Raw genomic sequence first — 17,212 nt, forward strand, 5'->3', positions numbered from 1 at the left:
ACGGATGACCTCTATCTGCTTAATACAATTCTAAAACACAAAGTGATTTGAATATACATAGAATCAAAAAATGATTCTAATAATACTATACGAGGAGGTCGTTCTTATGAAACACCGTTTAACATTACCTGTAGCAGAGAATATTTTCTTTGTTCAACCAACGATTCAAATGGCTGAGGAGCTTTTTAATTTAGTAGATAGTGATAGAAAGCATTTAGGGAAATTTTTAGATTTTGTCGAATTAACAAAATCTGTAGAAGATGAAGCTGATTTTCTAAAAATGAAAATCACTGGCGAGGGATTAGGAACTGATCGTTTCTTTTTAATTTATTATAAAGACCAATTAGCAGGAACTATTGACTTACATATGATTGACTCAAAAAATAAGCGTGCTGAAATTGGTTACATGATCCATTCTTCTTTTGCTGGTAAAGGGATTATGACCAAAGCAGTTCGTAAAATTACTGAAATTGCCTTCGATGATTTAGGCTTAAACAAAGTAGCAATTATCGCTATTGTAGAAAATATTGCCAGTAACAAAGTAGCTCAAAAAAGCGGCTTTGAATTTATAGCAACTTTAAAAGAAGAGCAATTTTTATATGGTGAGTTTAGAGATATTAATCGATATGCTTTATTAAAAAGAGATTTTGAAAAATAATAAAAAGGGTGTGACAAAAGCTGAACACTTCTGCTACAACCTTTTTTTATGATAATGTTTCTTCTCTTTGGAAATAGTTTAAAATAAATGAAATAGCTACTAAAGTAATACCTACTAGGTAAACTTGATGTAAGTTATTAAATAAAATCTCTCTTAAATCGCCTACTAAATTACTTGGTAGTGACTTAACAGTTTGCGGATTAATCAATTTATTCATCATGTCTTTTGTCACGCCTAAATCACTTTTAGCTTCTAAACCTTTGTTCATTGAAGCATTTAAAACTAAGCCAAAGATCGAAATCATAATGGTCTGACCAATCGTACGAGATAGTGTGAAGAATGATGTAGCAACACCAATATGTTCATTATCAACTGACGTTTGAGCTAACACAGTTAAAATCGTCATTGTCATTCCAAAACCAATTCCTAAAACAGCTGAGTAGGCAAAAAACATGCCATAAGGTGTATCAATTTTAGAAAAAGCTAAACAAATCGCCCCCACTAAAACTGGTAACATACTAATAAAAATTGCCTTTTTAGCTGACCATTTTTGCATTGCTTTTCCACCAGTGAAAGAACCAACCATCCAAATAACAGACATTGGTGCTAACACAATACCACCTAAAGCTGCAGGTTTCCCTAAAATTCCTTGCATCCACATTGGAATGTAAACTTCTACTCCCATTAAGAAACCACTAATTAGAGCTGCAATTAAGTTTACAATGACATACGTTCTATTTTTAAATAATTCTAGTGTAATAATTGGATCTACTGCTCGCTTTTCCACTTGAACAAACAAGATAAAACCACTAATAAAAATAATAAATGACACAATCGTTACAAAGCTGAATCCTTCACTTACTGTTTGGAAACCATAAAGTAAAGCTAACAACATAAAGACTAAACAAATACTTCCTAAATAATCAATTGATGCTTTTTCAACTTCTTTTTTCTCTTCGTTTAGATACATCCAAACAAGTAACATTAACACTAAACCAATTGGCACATTGATTAAGAAAATCCAGTGCCAGCTAAGAGCATCTACAATAAATCCACCAGCAAGAGGTCCTACTATACTCGCAATTCCCCAGGCTGCACTATTCAATCCTAAAATACTTGCTCGTTTTTCAACGGGATACATGTCAGCAATAATAATTAAGGACACTGGTACAATTGAACCAGCCCCAATTCCTTGAATAGCCCTAAAAATAATTAACTGAATCATGTTTTGACTGATACCAGAAAGTGCCGAACCGATAATAAAAATAATAATTCCGATTAAGAAAATTGGCTTACGACCAATCTTATCTGCTAACTTCCCGTAAATAGGTGTCATCATAGCATTTGTTAATAAATAAATTGAAAATACCCAGTTCATAATAGAAATACCTTCTAAAGAACCGACAATAGTTGGCATCGCTGTTGATACGATTGTTCCTTCGACAGCCGTCATAAATGTAGCTATAAACACACAGGCTGTAATAATTTTAATGCTTGTTTCTCTTTGTTTTATCATCATTTACCTCCCAAAACTTATAAAAAAACTCCTTGCTAGAGAAATATCTCTAACAAAGAGCGCTTTCTACTTACCTAAACTCGTTTTTAAATCTGCTACTTTATCTAATTTTTCCCATGTAAAGTCAGCATCTTCACGACCAAAATGACCATAAGCAGCTGTCTTTTGATAAATTGGACGTTTTAAATCTAGCATTTCAATAATTCCGACTGGTGACAGGTTAAAGTTTTCTCTAATAGCTTTAATTAAATCAGCCTCAGATACTTTACCAGTCCCAAAAGTTTCAACTGAAATAGAAACAGGTTGTGCAACACCAATCGCATAAGCTAATTGAACTTCACATTTATCTGCTAATCCTGCTGCTACAATGTTTTTAGCAATGTATCTTGCAGCATAACTTGCTGAACGGTCAACTTTAGTAGCATCTTTTCCTGAGAAAGCTCCACCACCATGTCTTGCGTAACCACCGTAAGTATCAACGATAATCTTACGGCCTGTTAAACCTGAATCTCCTTGAGGTCCACCAATTACAAAACGGCCTGTTGGATTAATAAAATATTTAGTATTTTCATCAAGTAATTCACTTGGAATGACTTCATTGATGACTAATGTTTTCACATCATTAATAATCTTTTCTAAAGTAACGTGCTCATCATGTTGTGTACTAACCACAATCGTATCAACTCTAACAGGTTTTCCTGCTTCATCATACTCAACTGTTACTTGAGATTTAGCATCTGGACGTAAATACTCTAGCGTCTCATTTTTTCTAAGTTCTGCTAACTTTTCAGTAATTCTGTGACTTAAGGCAATTGGTAAAGGCATTAATTCTGGTGTTTCATTAATTGCAAACCCAAACATCAACCCTTGATCTCCTGCACCTAAATCTTCTTGCTCAGCTTTTGTTTCTCTTTTTTCAAAAGAAGCATCCACACCTTGAGCAATATCTGGTGACTGCTCATCAATTGCTACCATAACAGCACAAGTATCGCCATCAAAGCCATATTTCGCTCGTGTGTAGCCAATTCCTTTAATCGTTTCACGAACAACTTTTTGAATATCCACATAAGCAGTTGTCGTAATTTCTCCAAATACAAGAACTAAACCTGTTGTAACAGAAGTCTCACAAGCCACTCTTGCCTCTGGATCTTTTGCTAGAATCGCATCTAAAATCGCATCACTGATTTGGTCAGCAACCTTATCTGGATGTCCTTCTGATACTGATTCTGATGTAAATAATTTTCTTTCTAACATTTCTATTCCCCCTAAAGTATTAGTCGGTTACAAGGAATCTTTACGCGTATAGTAAATCCTATCGGGAATCTTGCAACATTGACAGTATAACAGATAAAAATCTTTTTACCTACCTAAATATATTGACCTTTCTTTCTTCTTACAATAAAGTAAAGTCATAAGACTAAAAAAGAGGTTAGTACATTGAACAAGACTAAAAAAAATCTATTCACTTTGCCGTTTTTAATCATAACTATGTTGACACAAACTCTTATCTCCCTCTTACCAGGAATTCTTTTTTTAAGAGATAGTAGCCGAGGTCCATCGATTTTAACTTATATGGTGATTTACTTATTAATAAGTGATTTTTTCCATTTAATTGGGAAATCCTCCTACAAAAAAGGCTCTTTCATTTCACTTCCGGTTTATGGAGTTAAGCTGATTATTGCCACAATACTGATTTTTCTAATCGCCAAACAAACTGCCTATCAATTTGCTGTGATTTTAATTGCCTATGAGGCTTTCCAGTTACTTATTTTTTCAAAACAATTTTTCTATATTGACTCAATTCTTTATTCCTTACTAAATGCTTTTTTCAAAGGAATTGTGTTTAATCAACTATTAACAATTAATTATCCTTTTGATTACAAGTTTGATTTAGTTAAACCATTTATTTTTTCCTTTGTTTTAATTTTGTTTATTACCATTTTAACTCAAGGGATGTATTCATTCTTAAAAAGACATGGCTGGTTTTTACTCCTAGCTGCACTATGTTTGATCTTACTTTACTATCTACTCTTTACCCAATATGCAGCTCATGAAACAGCTCTTTGGAAAATCATTATTTTTATTCTATGCAATGTCAGTGCGATTTATTTCTTCATTAAATCAAAAGATAGTCAGAAAAAGGAAGTCGTTCTTAACTTATTTGCACTTGCAAGCTTGTTTATTTACTATTTCTAATTTAAAGGAGTACTAATAAATGGATAAGAAAAAAGAAATAATTATCCGTGTGGTTTCTCTAACCATTGGAATTATTATTGCCTTACTAATTTTAAAATATTTTTAACTGAAAAAGAAAATTCCGGATGGGATTTTCTTTTTTTATTGACCTTAACACAGTGTTATCCTTTATAATATATATTAATGGAGGGAATAACAAATGAAAATAAGTGATTTTTCAAAGCTCTCAAATACAAGCACACGCATGTTACGTCACTATGAAAAAATGGGTTTATTAAATGTCGAACGAACAAATACTAATAATTACCGTGACTATGCCCCAGAAGAATTAAAAAGAGTGGCTAACATTAAGTTCCTACAGGCTTTAGGTTTTTCACTAGCAGCCATTAAAGAAATTTTAAATGCCGAAACATCTGAAGAAATGTCTATTTACTTTGAAAAGCAAAAAAATGAGTTACAAACTGCCTTAGAGAAAGTTCAATCTCAGCAAAGTTTACTGGATTCTATCGCAAGTACATTAGCTGACAATACTAAACATCTAGACTATTATGTGAGTTTAAAAGAAATTCCTGAAAGACAAGTCATGAGTTTAAGAGAAGTTGTTTCAACTTATGAAGAAGAACAAACTCTTTGGCAAAAATTGTACCAAGAATTTGTCCGTCAAGAAGTTATTTTTGCTAATCCTCCACTAGGTATTAGTTTATACCACAATGATAGCTACGAAGAACAAGATATTGATATTGAAATTCAAAGTAGTATTATAGGCTATTACCAGGATACCGATGAAGTTATTTTTAAAACTGTTCCTAAAATGACAGTTGCTACCACAACATTTCAAGGTGATTTTTCTCAAATGCCACTTGTTATGGAGGCAATCGGTTTTTGGCTTGAGGCTAACAAATTAGAAATTGCTGGACCTATGATTAATATTTTCCATGTTACTGCAGCAGTTGACCCAAATCCTGACAATTGGATTACAGAGGCTTGCGTTGTTATTAAAGAAAAGGAGCTGAATTAAATGGCTAGACCACAAACCAAAGATGATTTACTAGAACAAGCACAAACAAATTACGACAAATTAATCAATTTAACCAATTCACTTTCACCAGAAGAACAACTTAGTGAGTTTCCTTTTGAAGGACGTGACCGTCAAATAAGGGACTGTTTAGCTCATCTCTACGAATGGCACCAACTCTTTATAGTATGGGTTGAGAAAAATCAACAAGGAGAACTGACTCCTTTCCTACCAGCACCGTATAATTGGAAAAATTATCCTGAAATGAACCAAAAATTTTGGGAGAAACATCAAGATACTTCTTTAGAAACAGCGAAGGAACAACTTGCTGAAAGTCATTTAGCCTGTTTAAAGATTATCAAAGAATATACTAATGAAGAACTATTTACTAAGAAATACTTTAACTGGACTGGTACAACAAGTTTAGGTAGCTACGGTGTTTCTGCAACTTCCTCTCACTACGATTGGGCACTTAAAACCATTCATAAATATAAAAGAAGTCTACCAAAAAACGATTAGGGGATAATCCTAACCGTTTTTTAGTTTACTATTTAATTAGTGTTTCAAGACCTACAATCATCATCTCATCAAATGTTGATTGACGCTCTTCTGATGTTGTTTCCTCACCAGTAATCATATGGTCACTTACAGTCATTAAAGCTAATGCTTGAACACCATATTTAGAAGCTAGATAGTACATTACTGCAGCTTCCATCTCAACACCAAGTACTCCGTGTTCACCTAATTTAAATGTGTCTGATAAATCATCTTTATAGAAACTATCATCAGATAATACATTTCCAACATGAATATTAAAGCCATGCTCTTTAGCAATACCATAAGCTGTTGATAATAATTCATAATCAGCAATTGGTGCAAATGTATGATTTGGGAAATCAGCTTTCATAAAGTTAGAATTTGTTACTGCTCCTTGAGCTAAAACTAAATCACGAACATGAACATCCTTTTTAAGAGCACCACATGTTCCAACACGCATTAATTTTTTCACATCATATTCACGAATTAATTCATTCACATAAATAGATGCTGATGGAATTCCCATACCAGTTCCTTGAACTGATACTTTAACTCCTTTGTAAGTTCCTGTATAGCCTAACATTCCACGAACTTCATTATAACAAACTGGATTGTCTAAGAATTTTTCAGCAATATATTTTGCTCTTAAAGGATCTCCAGGTAATAAAATTTTATCTGCAATCTCGCCTTTTTTGGCTCCAATATGTACGCTCATTTAAACTCTCCTTAAATTCTTTCTAAAGTGATTTTAACTAACTCTTTAAATTCTGCCTTAACACGTTCAGTTGTTTCAACAACTTCTTCATGATTTAAGTTAGCTTGCATACCTGCTGCAAGGTTTGTAACACAAGTAATTCCTAAAACACGCATTGACATATGTTTAGCAACAATAACCTCAGGAACAGTAGACATACCTACAGCATCAGCTCCTAAAACACGTGACATTCTAATTTCAGCTGGTGTTTCATAAGTTGGTCCAGAATATCCCATGTAAACACCTTTTTGTAAAGTAATTTTAAGTTCTGCTGCTACTTTTTTAGCTACTTCACCATATGCTTTATCATATGCTTCAGACATATCAGGGAAACGTGGTCCTAATTCATCTTCATTTAAACCAATTAATGGATTATCTCCAGTATAGTTAATTTGATCTGTGATTAACATTAAATCACCAGGTGAGAATGATGTATTCACTCCACCAGCAGCGTTAGTTACGATTAAAGAATCAGCTCCTAAAGCTTTCATTACACGCACTGGGAAAGTAACTGTTTGCATAGAATGTCCTTCATAGAAGTGGAAACGTCCTTGCATAGCTAAAACTGTTTTTCCTGATAATTGACCATATACTAATTGACCAGCATGTCCTACGACAGTCGATACTGGGAAGTTTGGGATTTCTTCATAAGGAATGACAATTTTATCAGTAATTTCATCGGCTAATTCACCTAATCCTGATCCTAAAATTAAACCAAAATCAATTGATTTTACCCCTTTACTTTGGATATATTCTGCTGTTTCTTTTAATTTTAAACTTAATGTCATTTGTCAAAACTCCTTATTTTAATTGATTTAAAAAACTAATTCCGTTTTCTGTTGCAGGTACTCCAAAGTTTTCAGCAATAGTTGCTGAAATATCTGAAAAGTGACCTTGTTTGATTTTTCCTTGACCTGTCATTTGTTTGCTATAAGCTAACAATGGCACGTACTCTCTCGTATGGTCTGTTCCTGGGAAGGTTGGATCATTACCATGATCTGCTGTGATTAATAATAAATCATCTTCACCCATAGCTTCATAAATCTCTGGTAAGCGTGCATCAAACTCTTCTAACGCATTTCCATAACCTTCAACATCACGACGATGACCAAACAACGCATCGAAGTCTACTAAATTCGTGAAACTTAATCCAGTAAACTCTTTTTTCATGACGTTTAATAATTGATCCACACCGTCCATATTTGACTTGGTACGAACAGCTTCAGTCATTCCTTGACCATTAAAGATATCATTGATTTTACCTACAGCAATGACATCTTTTCCAGCTTCTTTTAATGAATCTAAAACTGTTTTTCCAAATGGATCTAGGGCATAATCATGACGATTTGGTGTACGAGTGAAGTTACCAGGTTCACCAACGTACGGACGAGCAATAATACGACCAATCATATAAGGATCATCTTTTGTGATTTCACGTGTGTATTCACAGATTTTATATAATTCTTCTAAAGGAATAATATCCTCGTGAGCTGCGATTTGTAACACTGGGTCAGCTGATGTGTAAATAATCAAGGCACCAGTTTTCATTTGTTCTTCACCAAAATCATCAATAACCGCTGTTCCACTATAAGGTTTGTTAGCTCCCATAATAATTTCGCGACCTGAGAATTCAGTAATTTTATCTAATAACTCTTTTGGAAAACCTTCTGGAAACACTCTAAAAGGTGTTTGAATATTTAAGCCCATAATTTCCCAATGACCTGTCATTGTGTCTTTACCAACTGAAATTTCTTCAAGCTTTGTTGCATAGCCTTGATGAGTTTCAACTGCTTTAACTCCTTTTAAAGGTTCGATTGTTCCAAGTCCTAATTGTTCCATATGAGGCACATTTAATCCGGCAACTTCTGCGATATGGCCTAGAGTATGACTACCTACATCTCCAAATTTCTCTGCATCTGGTGCTTCTCCGATTCCTACTGAATCTAATACTACTAAATGAACTCTTTTAAACATAAAGGTCCGCCTTCTTCCAAAAAATTTTGTTTATAACAAACGTGCCAAAGATGTTTCCTTGGCACGTTCATAATTATTTTGATTTCACATAAGTTTTACCAATTGCTTTTGGTCCTTGTGATTTACCAATAAATATTACTAGTACAAGTACTGTTAATACATATGGTGCTGCTTGTAAATAAACTGATGGTAATTCTCTAATACCTGGAATTAAGTTTCCGATTACTGCTAAACTTTGAGATAATCCAAAGAAAATCGCTGCAAACATAACACTAATTGGATTCCATTTACCAAAAATCATTGCGGCCATGGCGATGAAACCTTGCCCTGCAATTGTTGAAACTGAAAACTGACCAGAAATTGATTGAACAGCTACAGCTCCGCCCATACCACCTAGGAAACCTGAAATTAAAACACCTGCATATTTCATTGCATAAACATTAATACCTAATGTATCTGCCGCTTGTGGGTTTTCACCAACAGAACGTAATCTTAAACCAAATTTTGTTTTAAAGATAATAAAATATGAAAGGAATGCTACTAAAATAGCTACATAAGCTGGTGCTGATGTATCTTTGAAAAAGATTGGTCCAAGTAATGGAATATCTTTTAAAATTGGAAAACTAAATTTACCAAATGTTTGTCTTAGTAAGTCAGTTTGTCCATGACCATCAAACATCATTTTTGTTAAGAATACTGTTAAACCTGGTGCCATTAAGTTAATAACTGTACCAGAAACAATATGATCTGCTCTTAAATTAATTGTTGCTACAGCATGGATTAAAGAAAATAGTAATCCAATAAAACCACCAAATATCATAGAAATCCATGGTGTCATATGTCCAAATGTTGATGCCATAGAAAGGTTAAACACTGCAGCACTGAAAGCTCCTACAGTCATAATACCTTCTAACCCAACGTTTACTACACCACTTCTTTCTGAAAATGTTCCACCTAAAGCTGTAAAAATTAAAGGAGCTGAGTACACAAGTGAGGATGAAACAATAATAGCAATCATCGAAATCATATTTATGCATCTCCTTTCTTAGCAGCATCATTTTTACTAGGCATTTTATCAAGTAAATATTTAATCGCGTAACTGATACCAATAAAGAAGATAATTGACGCAATTACAATTTCTACAATTTCATTTGGAACTCCAGCTCCACCAGGCATACTTAATCCACCAATTTTTAGAACTCCAAATAATAGAGCTGAAACTAAAATACCAATTGGATTACCGCCACCAAGTAAGGATACCGCCATACCGTCAAATCCGATAGTTGGTACTCCACCTAATACATAAAGGTTTTCAAATGTTCCTAATCCTTCAATAACGCCACCCATACCAGCTAAACCACCAGAGATTAACATCGCTAATACAATATTTTTCTTAGCATTCATACCAGCATATTCAGAAGCATCTGGATTTAAACCTACTGAACGTAATTCAAAACCTACAGTCGTACGATTCATTAATACCCATACAACAAAAATCATCAAAATTGCTAGGAATATTCCTAGATTCAGACGAGAACCGCCTGTCATTTGTGTTAAAAAGTCAGCACGTAAGCTTGCATTGGCTGAAATTTTTGGTGTTGCATCTGCATCATTTGTTAAGACATAACGAACCAAGTGATTACTAATATGTAAAATTGTGTAGTTCAACATAATTGTTACAATAACTTCACTTGTTCCAAATTGCGCTTTTAAGTAACCAGCAATTCCGGCCCAAATAGCACCTGCTATTGTTCCTGCAATAATACATAATGGTAAAAGAACCATTTTGGGTAAATCTGGGAATAACATAGCTAACCAAATAGAAACAATCCAACCTGATAAAGCTTGACCCGATAAACCAATGTTAAAGAATCCAGCAGCATAGGCTACAGAAAATCCTAAACCAGTTAAAATAAGTGGTGTTGCTAAACGAATAACCTCACCAATATTATATGGCCTACCAAATGCTCCGTTTAACATAGCACTGTAACCTGCAATTGGATTATACCCAAATGCGATCATAATAATAGCTCCTAATACCAAACCAAAGAATACAGAAAGTACTGGTACGGCAATACTTTTCAATAATGATTGACTCTTATTCACCAAGTCCAGCCCCTTTCCTTACTTCTTCTAATGGCACACCAGCCATTAATAAGCCAAGTTCTTGTTCATTTGTTTCTTTTGCATCAACAATCCCTGTAATATTACCATCAAACATTACGGCAATTCTATCTGATACATTTAAAATTTCATCTAATTCAAAACTAACAACTAATACACCTTTACCGTTATCTCTTTGTTCAATCAAACGCTTATGGATGTACTCGATTGCACCTACGTCTAAACCACGAGTTGGTTGAGCTACCATTAACATATCAGGGTTACGATCAATTTCACGAGCAATAATTGCTTTTTGCTGATTTCCTCCTGATAATGCTCTAACTGGTACTAACTCATCTGTGGTACGAACATCAAATTCTTTGATCAATTTTCTTGCATGTGCATTAATCTCAGAGTAGTTTAGTAAACCGTTTTTACTCAATGGTTCTTTGTAATATGTTTGAAGTGCAATATTCTCTGCTACTGTCATTGGTAAAACTAAACCAAAACGATGTCTATCTTCTGGCACATGACCCATACTGTTTTCAGTATTTTCTCTTGGAGATTTATTAGTCATGTCTTTACCATTGATCTCAATTGTTCCTTGTTCTACCTTACGCATTCCAGCAATAGCTTGTAATAACTCACTTTGACCATTTCCATCGATTCCAGCGATTCCCAATACTTCTCCTGCACGTAATTCTAAGTTTAGGCCTTTAACAGCATCTAAACCACGATTTTCTTTAACGACTAAATCAGTAATTTTAAGTACTGGCGTTGTTGGATTTGATGGTCCTTTCGGTGTCTTAAATGACACCGAACGACCCACCATTAAATCTGCTAGCTCTTGTTGAGTTACATCTGCCACATTTACTGTGTCAATACTCTTACCGCGACGGATAACAGTACAACGATCTGCAACAGCTTTAATTTCATCTAATTTATGGGTAATCAAAACAATTGATTTACCTTCTTTAACTAAACCATGCATAATTTCAATTAACTCATCAATTTCTTGAGGTGTTAATACCGCAGTCGGCTCATCAAAGATTAAAATTTCTGCTCCACGGTAAAGAGTTTTTAAAATCTCTACACGTTGTTGCATCCCAACAGACACATCACCTACAAGGGCCTTAGGATCTACTTTAAATCCATATCTATCCGAAACAGCCATGATGTCGTCAAAAGCTTTCTTTTTATCGAGAACTCCTGCTTTTGTCGGCTCACTCCCAAGAACGATATTTTCTTCTACAGTAAAATTATCAATCAACATAAAATGCTGATGCACCATACCGATTCCTAGTTTATTGGCAACTGTTGGATTAGAAATTTTTTCTTCTTTTCCATTAATCTTAATAGCTCCTGAAGTAGGTTCTAAAAGACCTGATAAAATATTCATTAACGTTGATTTGCCGGCACCATTTTCCCCCAACAAAGCGTGAATTTCACCTTTTTTAACTTTTAAGTTAATATTGTCGTTGGCTTTAAATGTTCCAAAAGCTTTCGTTATGTTCTCCATTTCGATCACATATTGTGACTGATCCACTTTCTTCACTTCCTAACTATTTCGGATAAATTTATTTCAAATTTTTAATTAAGGTTTTTCTGGAACTTCAACGTCACCAGAAATAACTTTTTCTTTAGCTTCGTCAACAGATTTTTGTACTTCATCGTCTAATTGACCTTTAGTTAAGTCAACACCACCATCTTTAAGACCAAAAATGATTGTTTCTCCACCAGGGAATTCGCCTTTTTGAGCTTTAGTTGCTAAGTCGTTAACAGCTGTTCCTACACCTTTAAGTGTTGAAGTTAATGTTACGTTTCCGCCATCATATTCACCTTCAGCTTCTTGATCACGGTCAACTCCGATAACCCAAACTTTTTCTTCAGGTTTAGTTTTCATAATGTCTTTAGCTTCAGCAAACACACCATTACCAGTATCACCTGATGCATGGAAGATTACGTCTACACCACTCTTGTACATTGCAGCAGCGATTGATTTACCTTTAGCAGCATCACCAAATGATCCAGCGTATTGGCTATCAATTTTAATATCTTTGTTTACTGATTCAACACCAGCTTTAAATCCAGCTTCGAAACGTCCGATAACTTCACCCTCTTGTCCACCAACAAATCCAACTTTATTTGTTTTAGTTGTTTTTGCAGCAGCAATACCTGCTAAGTAAGCAGCTTCGTTATCTTTAAAGATTACTGAAGCAACATTGTCTTGTCCTTCAATAACTGAGTCAATAATAACAAATTCTGTATCTTTATTAGCTGGAGCAATTTCTTCTACAGCTGGTTGTAATTTAAATCCAATACCAAAAATAGTACTGAAACCATCATTGATAGCTGTGTTTAAGTTAGGAGAAAAATCTGAGTCTGAGTTAGATTGGTAATAGTTAAATCCACCAGTTCCTTTTTCTTTTCCGTTATCTTTACCCCATTCTTGTAAACCTTCCCAAGCTGATTGGTTAAATGATTTATCATCAATACCACCTAAGTCAGTTACTAAAGCAGCAGAGTAGTCTCCGCCTTCTTTTTTAGTTTCATCCTTAGCAGCTCCGCCTTTATCTTTGCTACCACCACATGCAGTTAGAGTAAGCGTTAAAGCTACAGCTAAACCTGCTTTTAATAAAGTACTTTTCTTCATTGTGTTATTCCCTCCAGAATTTTTTTATGTAAATTTTTAACACCGTAATTAATTATCCATTTGATCACTTTCAAATGAATAAGGTAGAAGACCAGAAACAGTTGTTTCCTTCACGTCTCCTTTTTTGTTAATCAGTGTCACAGGCATATCTGGCTTACAAAATTCAACCATGACCTGACGACACGCTCCACATGGAGAAATTGGCTCTTCGGTTTCTCCTGCAACTACTAAATGACTAAATGAAACGTTACCTTCAGAAACTGCTTTAAAAAAGGCAGTTCTTTCTGCGCAGTTGGTTAAACCAAATGACGCATTTTCAATGTTACATCCTTGATAAACTTCACCTGATTCAGTAATTAAAGCTGCCCCTACTGGGAATTTTGAATACGGGACATAAGCCTTATCCATTGCTTCAATTGCTGTATCCATCCATTCTTGTTTTGCTAACATAATCAGAGATTCCTTTCTTAAATAAAAGACTTTTTTCAGCGCTATAGTTAATTTTTGTGTTTAGTAAAACAGTTAACTATACCTGTTTTACGTAATTAGGAAATCTTGTTCACAAAACATTCCTAGATAATAGATGATAAAGTAACAAACATCTCTGTCTGGCTTTCATTTATTCAGAATGATTTGAAACTCAAATACTAACGAATGTTTAGCCTCCTTTCGTTTTTTAAAGCCCTCTCAATTTTACCATTTTTTTCTGCAAGATACAGTAAAATTCAAGACAAAAACGTTATGACTCTTTATTTATAATAAAGCTCTAATTATTAACATTAAAAAACTTACTTTATTAAATAAATTATCGACTAACCTAACTTCAATTAGGTAAAAAAGACTTTTAAACAAAACCTTAGCACTAGAAATAAAGATACTATTTTTAGTAACATTTTTCAATAGTTTCAGCAATTATTGTGAACATTATATTGGAAAACAATTCTATTATTCGGTAATAACCTTATGAATAAGTGTTGGTTCTTTTCCACTTTCGCCAATTTCAATGTTTTCATAGAGAACTTGCTTCACATCTTCAACATCTTCACGGTTAGCATAAATTGTTACTAATGATTCGCCTTCTTTAACAATATCACCCACTTTTTTATTCAAGTATAAACCAACAGCATAATCGATTGTTTCTTCTTTAGTTCTACGACCTGCTCCAAGCATCATTGCAGCAATACCAATTTGATCTGCCACCATTTTTGAAACGACACCAGATTCTTTAGCTGGTACTTCAAAAACATATTTAGCCTGTGGTAATTTTTCAGGATGGTCTACAATTGAGTCATCTCCACCTTGATTTCTAATCATTTCTTTGAATTTCTCTGTCGCTTTACCATTTTTTATATTTTCTTCAAGCATTTGACGAGCTTCTTCTAAAGTTTCAGCTTTTTTAGCTAAAACAACCATTTGGCTACCTAGTGTATAAACCATTTCCATTAAATCTTCTGGACCTTCTCCTTTAAGAGCATCAATGGCTTCAACTATTTCATTAGCATTTCCAATCGCATTTCCTAATGGTTGAGACATATCAGAAATAATTGCCATTGTTTGACGATTTGCTAACTTACCAATACGAACCATTGTATGTGCTAAGCGTTCAGCATCTTCTAAACTCTTCATGAAAGCTCCATCACCAGTTGTTACATCTAATACAATGGCATCTGCTCCTGAAGCAATTTTTTTACTCATAATCGAACTTGAAATTAATGGAATCGAATCCACAGTTGCTGTTACATCTCTTAAAGCATATATTTTTTTATCTGCTGGAGCTAAATCTCCTGACTGACCTGTTACAGCTACAAAACTTTCATTAACTAAACGTATGAAATCATCATTTGGTATTTCAACTTGAAATCCAGGAATTGCTTCTAATTTGTCTATTGTTCCACCAGTATGACCTAAACCACGACCACTCATTTTAGCAACTGCTGCACCAACTGATGCTACTAAAGGTGCTAATACAATTGTTGTTGTATCTCCTACTCCACCAGTTGAATGTTTATCTACTTTAATGCCATCAATTTCAGATAAATCAATCACATCTCCTGAATGACTCATTGCCATAGTTAAACAAGTAATTTCCTCATCTGTCATATCCTCAAAATAAATAGACATTAAAAGAGCACTCATTTGATAATCAGTAATATCTCCAGAAGTATAACCTGATACGATGAAATTAATTTCTTCTTTGGAAAGAACCCCACCGTCTCGTTTTTTCTGAATCAAATCTACCATTCTCATGAATAAAAACCTCACTTCTTTTTTAGTAAACCGTTTTACAAGCTATCTTTAGTAAATCGTTTTACGTTTAGTTGTTTTTGTTTAATAGCGCTTTCAAAAAGAATTGTAACACACTTTTAAATTATCTGTCAACTGACTTTGTGCTACCTCTAATAATAAATTCTGTTTCGAAGGTTTTATTAGGTATTTTAATGCCTGGATTTTTAATTGATTGAAACAAATACGTTGCTGCTGTATAGCCAATTTCAAAAGCTGGTTGGGCAACTGTTGTTAGTGGTGGATTTAAATAAGATGAAATTTCTAAATCATCAAATCCAATAACTGATAAATCATTGGGAATATTTAAACCTAATTCATAGGCTGCTCTGTAAGTTCCAATTGCCATTTGGTCATTTCCACAACAAAGTGCCGTAATATTTGTTCTTGATAATAAACGTTTAGCAGCTTCATAGCCACCTTCAATCGTTACTGGACCATCTTCAATGTACTCTGGACAATAAGTAATTTGATTATCTTTCAAACACTGACGGTAAGCATCATAGCGATCTGTCATTTCGTAATAACCTAATTCATTGGTTAGCATCCCTATTTTCGTGTGACCACTATCAATTAAATATTGAACTGACTGATAGCCACCCTCATATTCTTTCACCAATAAGTTACCTTCATTCCTTGTGTTCAATCCTCTATCAATTAAAAGGTAAGGACTTGATTGTAAACTTGTCTCAAGTTCAAGTGAGTTGGGACTTGCCAAAATAATACCTGCCACTGAACGATTTAATAATTGTTTAATATAATCTTTTTCCATTTCATTTGAGTGATTCGAATTACATAATAAAATCATGTAATCTTTTTGGGTTAAATAAGCTTCAACACCTTCAATGACTTTAGAGAAAAATAAATCAGTAACATCTGGAACAATCATCCCAATAGTTTTTGATTCTCTTTTTATTAAGTTTTGCGCAAAATAATCTGGATTGTAATCATGGTCTTTAACCGCTTTCAAAACTCGTTGTCTTGTTTCTTCACTAAACCTTTGACCTTTATTATTTAGTATTTGGGAAACTGTTGTAATGGATACTCCCGAAATTTGGGCAATATCTTTAATGGTCGGCTTCATTAGTTTAGCCCTCCTTCGTTTTCAAAAATCATCATATCAAAGATTTGTAAAAAAAGGTAGCGTTTTTATGAATAAAAAAAACGAAGACACAAGTTTTAACCTGTATGTCATCGTTTCTTAATTTCAAATAAATTTTGTAACTTCCTTCTAGCCACCAATTAAAAAGTCTAATACGTTCCAACCATCTGATGTTTCAGCGCGGTACAATTCTGTAAATCCACATCTTGCACAACTTACTGTAATAAATTTTTTGTTTTGGACATCAAAAATTTTAGCAAAGTTTCCACCTGTTGCTTGGAATTGATCTGATACATAATGATTATGTCCACATTTTTCACAACTAAACTGTTTCTTTTCCATTTTAAATCTCCCTCATTTCTTATAAAAAGAGTGTATCATCCAAAATAAAAAAACTCTATCCGTCTCTAGACTCAACTTT

The 17,212-nt window shown here is 33.9% G+C and carries 17 protein-coding genes and 1 riboswitch; of the genes, 4 read left to right on the top strand and 13 right to left on the bottom strand.

Annotated elements, in window-relative coordinates; all coding sequences use genetic code 11:
• The first annotated feature begins 106 nt into the window (after positions 1-106).
• Complete coding sequence (locus tag DFR54_RS11330; RefSeq protein WP_114290322.1) at positions 107-658, top strand: GNAT family N-acetyltransferase; 552 nt, start codon at positions 107-109, stop codon at positions 656-658.
• Positions 659-704: 46 nt separating this feature from the next.
• Here the strand turns inward: DFR54_RS11330 and DFR54_RS11335 are convergent, their stop codons facing one another.
• Together DFR54_RS11335 and metK are read right to left on the bottom strand one after the other, a co-directional pair.
• A complete protein-coding gene (locus tag DFR54_RS11335) occupies positions 705-2,174 on the bottom strand; it encodes an MDR family MFS transporter (RefSeq protein ID WP_114290323.1) in 1,470 nt (489 codons plus the stop codon).
• Between the two features lie 66 nt (positions 2,175-2,240).
• Positions 2,241-3,428, bottom strand: coding sequence for a methionine adenosyltransferase (gene metK, locus DFR54_RS11340; RefSeq protein ID WP_114290324.1), 1,188 nt, complete (start codon positions 3,426-3,428; stop codon positions 2,241-2,243).
• Positions 3,426-3,509: riboswitch (SMK box riboswitch) on the bottom strand. (Overlaps the previous gene by 3 nt.)
• Positions 3,510-3,611: 102 nt before the next feature.
• Between metK and DFR54_RS11345 the strand changes: the two genes are divergently transcribed.
• The 3 genes from DFR54_RS11345 to DFR54_RS11355 all read left to right on the top strand — a co-directional run bounded on the left by DFR54_RS11345 (position 3,612) and on the right by DFR54_RS11355 (position 5,904).
• A complete protein-coding gene (locus tag DFR54_RS11345; RefSeq protein WP_114290325.1) occupies positions 3,612-4,370 on the top strand; it encodes a hypothetical protein in 759 nt (252 codons plus the stop codon).
• Between the two features lie 199 nt (positions 4,371-4,569).
• The gene (locus DFR54_RS11350; protein ID WP_114290326.1) at positions 4,570-5,388 is read left to right on the top strand and encodes a MerR family transcriptional regulator; all 819 of its coding nucleotides are present in this window, start codon (positions 4,570-4,572) and stop codon (positions 5,386-5,388) included.
• Positions 5,389-5,904 carry a ClbS/DfsB family four-helix bundle protein gene (locus DFR54_RS11355; RefSeq protein WP_114290327.1) on the top strand — a complete coding sequence of 172 codons (516 nt, stop codon included), beginning with the start codon at positions 5,389-5,391 and terminating at the stop codon, positions 5,902-5,904.
• A gap of 28 nt (positions 5,905-5,932) precedes the next feature.
• Here DFR54_RS11355 and deoD read toward each other — a convergent pair whose 3' ends face one another.
• The 11 genes from deoD to DFR54_RS11410 form a co-directional block, all read right to left on the bottom strand.
• Complete coding sequence (deoD, locus tag DFR54_RS11360; RefSeq protein ID WP_086340719.1) at positions 5,933-6,637, bottom strand: purine-nucleoside phosphorylase; 705 nt, start codon at positions 6,635-6,637, stop codon at positions 5,933-5,935.
• Between the two features lie 11 nt (positions 6,638-6,648).
• The gene (locus tag DFR54_RS11365; protein ID WP_114290328.1) at positions 6,649-7,464 is read right to left on the bottom strand and encodes a purine-nucleoside phosphorylase; all 816 of its coding nucleotides are present in this window, start codon (positions 7,462-7,464) and stop codon (positions 6,649-6,651) included.
• A 13-nt stretch (positions 7,465-7,477) separates the two neighbouring features.
• The gene (gene deoB, locus DFR54_RS11370; protein WP_114290329.1) at positions 7,478-8,650 is read right to left on the bottom strand and encodes a phosphopentomutase; all 1,173 of its coding nucleotides are present in this window, start codon (positions 8,648-8,650) and stop codon (positions 7,478-7,480) included.
• Between the two features lie 73 nt (positions 8,651-8,723).
• On the bottom strand, positions 8,724-9,683 hold the full coding sequence (locus DFR54_RS11375; RefSeq protein ID WP_086340722.1) for an ABC transporter permease: 960 nt from the start codon (positions 9,681-9,683) through the stop codon (positions 8,724-8,726).
• A complete protein-coding gene (locus tag DFR54_RS11380; protein ID WP_282957111.1) occupies positions 9,680-10,756 on the bottom strand; it encodes an ABC transporter permease in 1,077 nt (358 codons plus the stop codon). The genes DFR54_RS11375 and DFR54_RS11380 overlap by 4 nt, the downstream gene beginning before the upstream one ends.
• Positions 10,749-12,272: an ABC transporter ATP-binding protein gene (locus DFR54_RS11385; protein WP_114290366.1), complete on the bottom strand. Its 1,524-nt coding sequence runs from the start codon at positions 12,270-12,272 to the stop codon at positions 10,749-10,751. Before DFR54_RS11385 ends, DFR54_RS11380 begins: the two co-directional genes overlap by 8 nt.
• A gap of 75 nt (positions 12,273-12,347) precedes the next feature.
• On the bottom strand, positions 12,348-13,406 hold the full coding sequence (locus DFR54_RS11390; protein WP_086340723.1) for a BMP family lipoprotein: 1,059 nt from the start codon (positions 13,404-13,406) through the stop codon (positions 12,348-12,350).
• Positions 13,407-13,454: 48 nt separating this feature from the next.
• A complete protein-coding gene (locus DFR54_RS11395; RefSeq protein WP_086340724.1) occupies positions 13,455-13,856 on the bottom strand; it encodes a cytidine deaminase in 402 nt (133 codons plus the stop codon).
• Between the two features lie 495 nt (positions 13,857-14,351).
• Complete coding sequence (locus tag DFR54_RS11400) at positions 14,352-15,653, bottom strand: pyrimidine-nucleoside phosphorylase (RefSeq protein ID WP_114290330.1); 1,302 nt, start codon at positions 15,651-15,653, stop codon at positions 14,352-14,354.
• A 121-nt stretch (positions 15,654-15,774) separates the two neighbouring features.
• Entirely contained in the window at positions 15,775-16,773 is a 999-nt protein-coding gene (locus DFR54_RS11405; RefSeq protein WP_086340726.1) for a LacI family DNA-binding transcriptional regulator, read from the bottom strand.
• A 147-nt stretch (positions 16,774-16,920) separates the two neighbouring features.
• Entirely contained in the window at positions 16,921-17,133 is a 213-nt protein-coding gene (locus tag DFR54_RS11410) for a zinc ribbon domain-containing protein (protein ID WP_114290331.1), read from the bottom strand.
• Positions 17,134-17,212 lie beyond the last annotated feature (79 nt).

This window comes from Vagococcus fluvialis, from assembly GCF_003337315.1.
Taxonomy (GTDB): Bacteria; Bacillota; Bacilli; order Lactobacillales; family Vagococcaceae; genus Vagococcus; species Vagococcus fluvialis.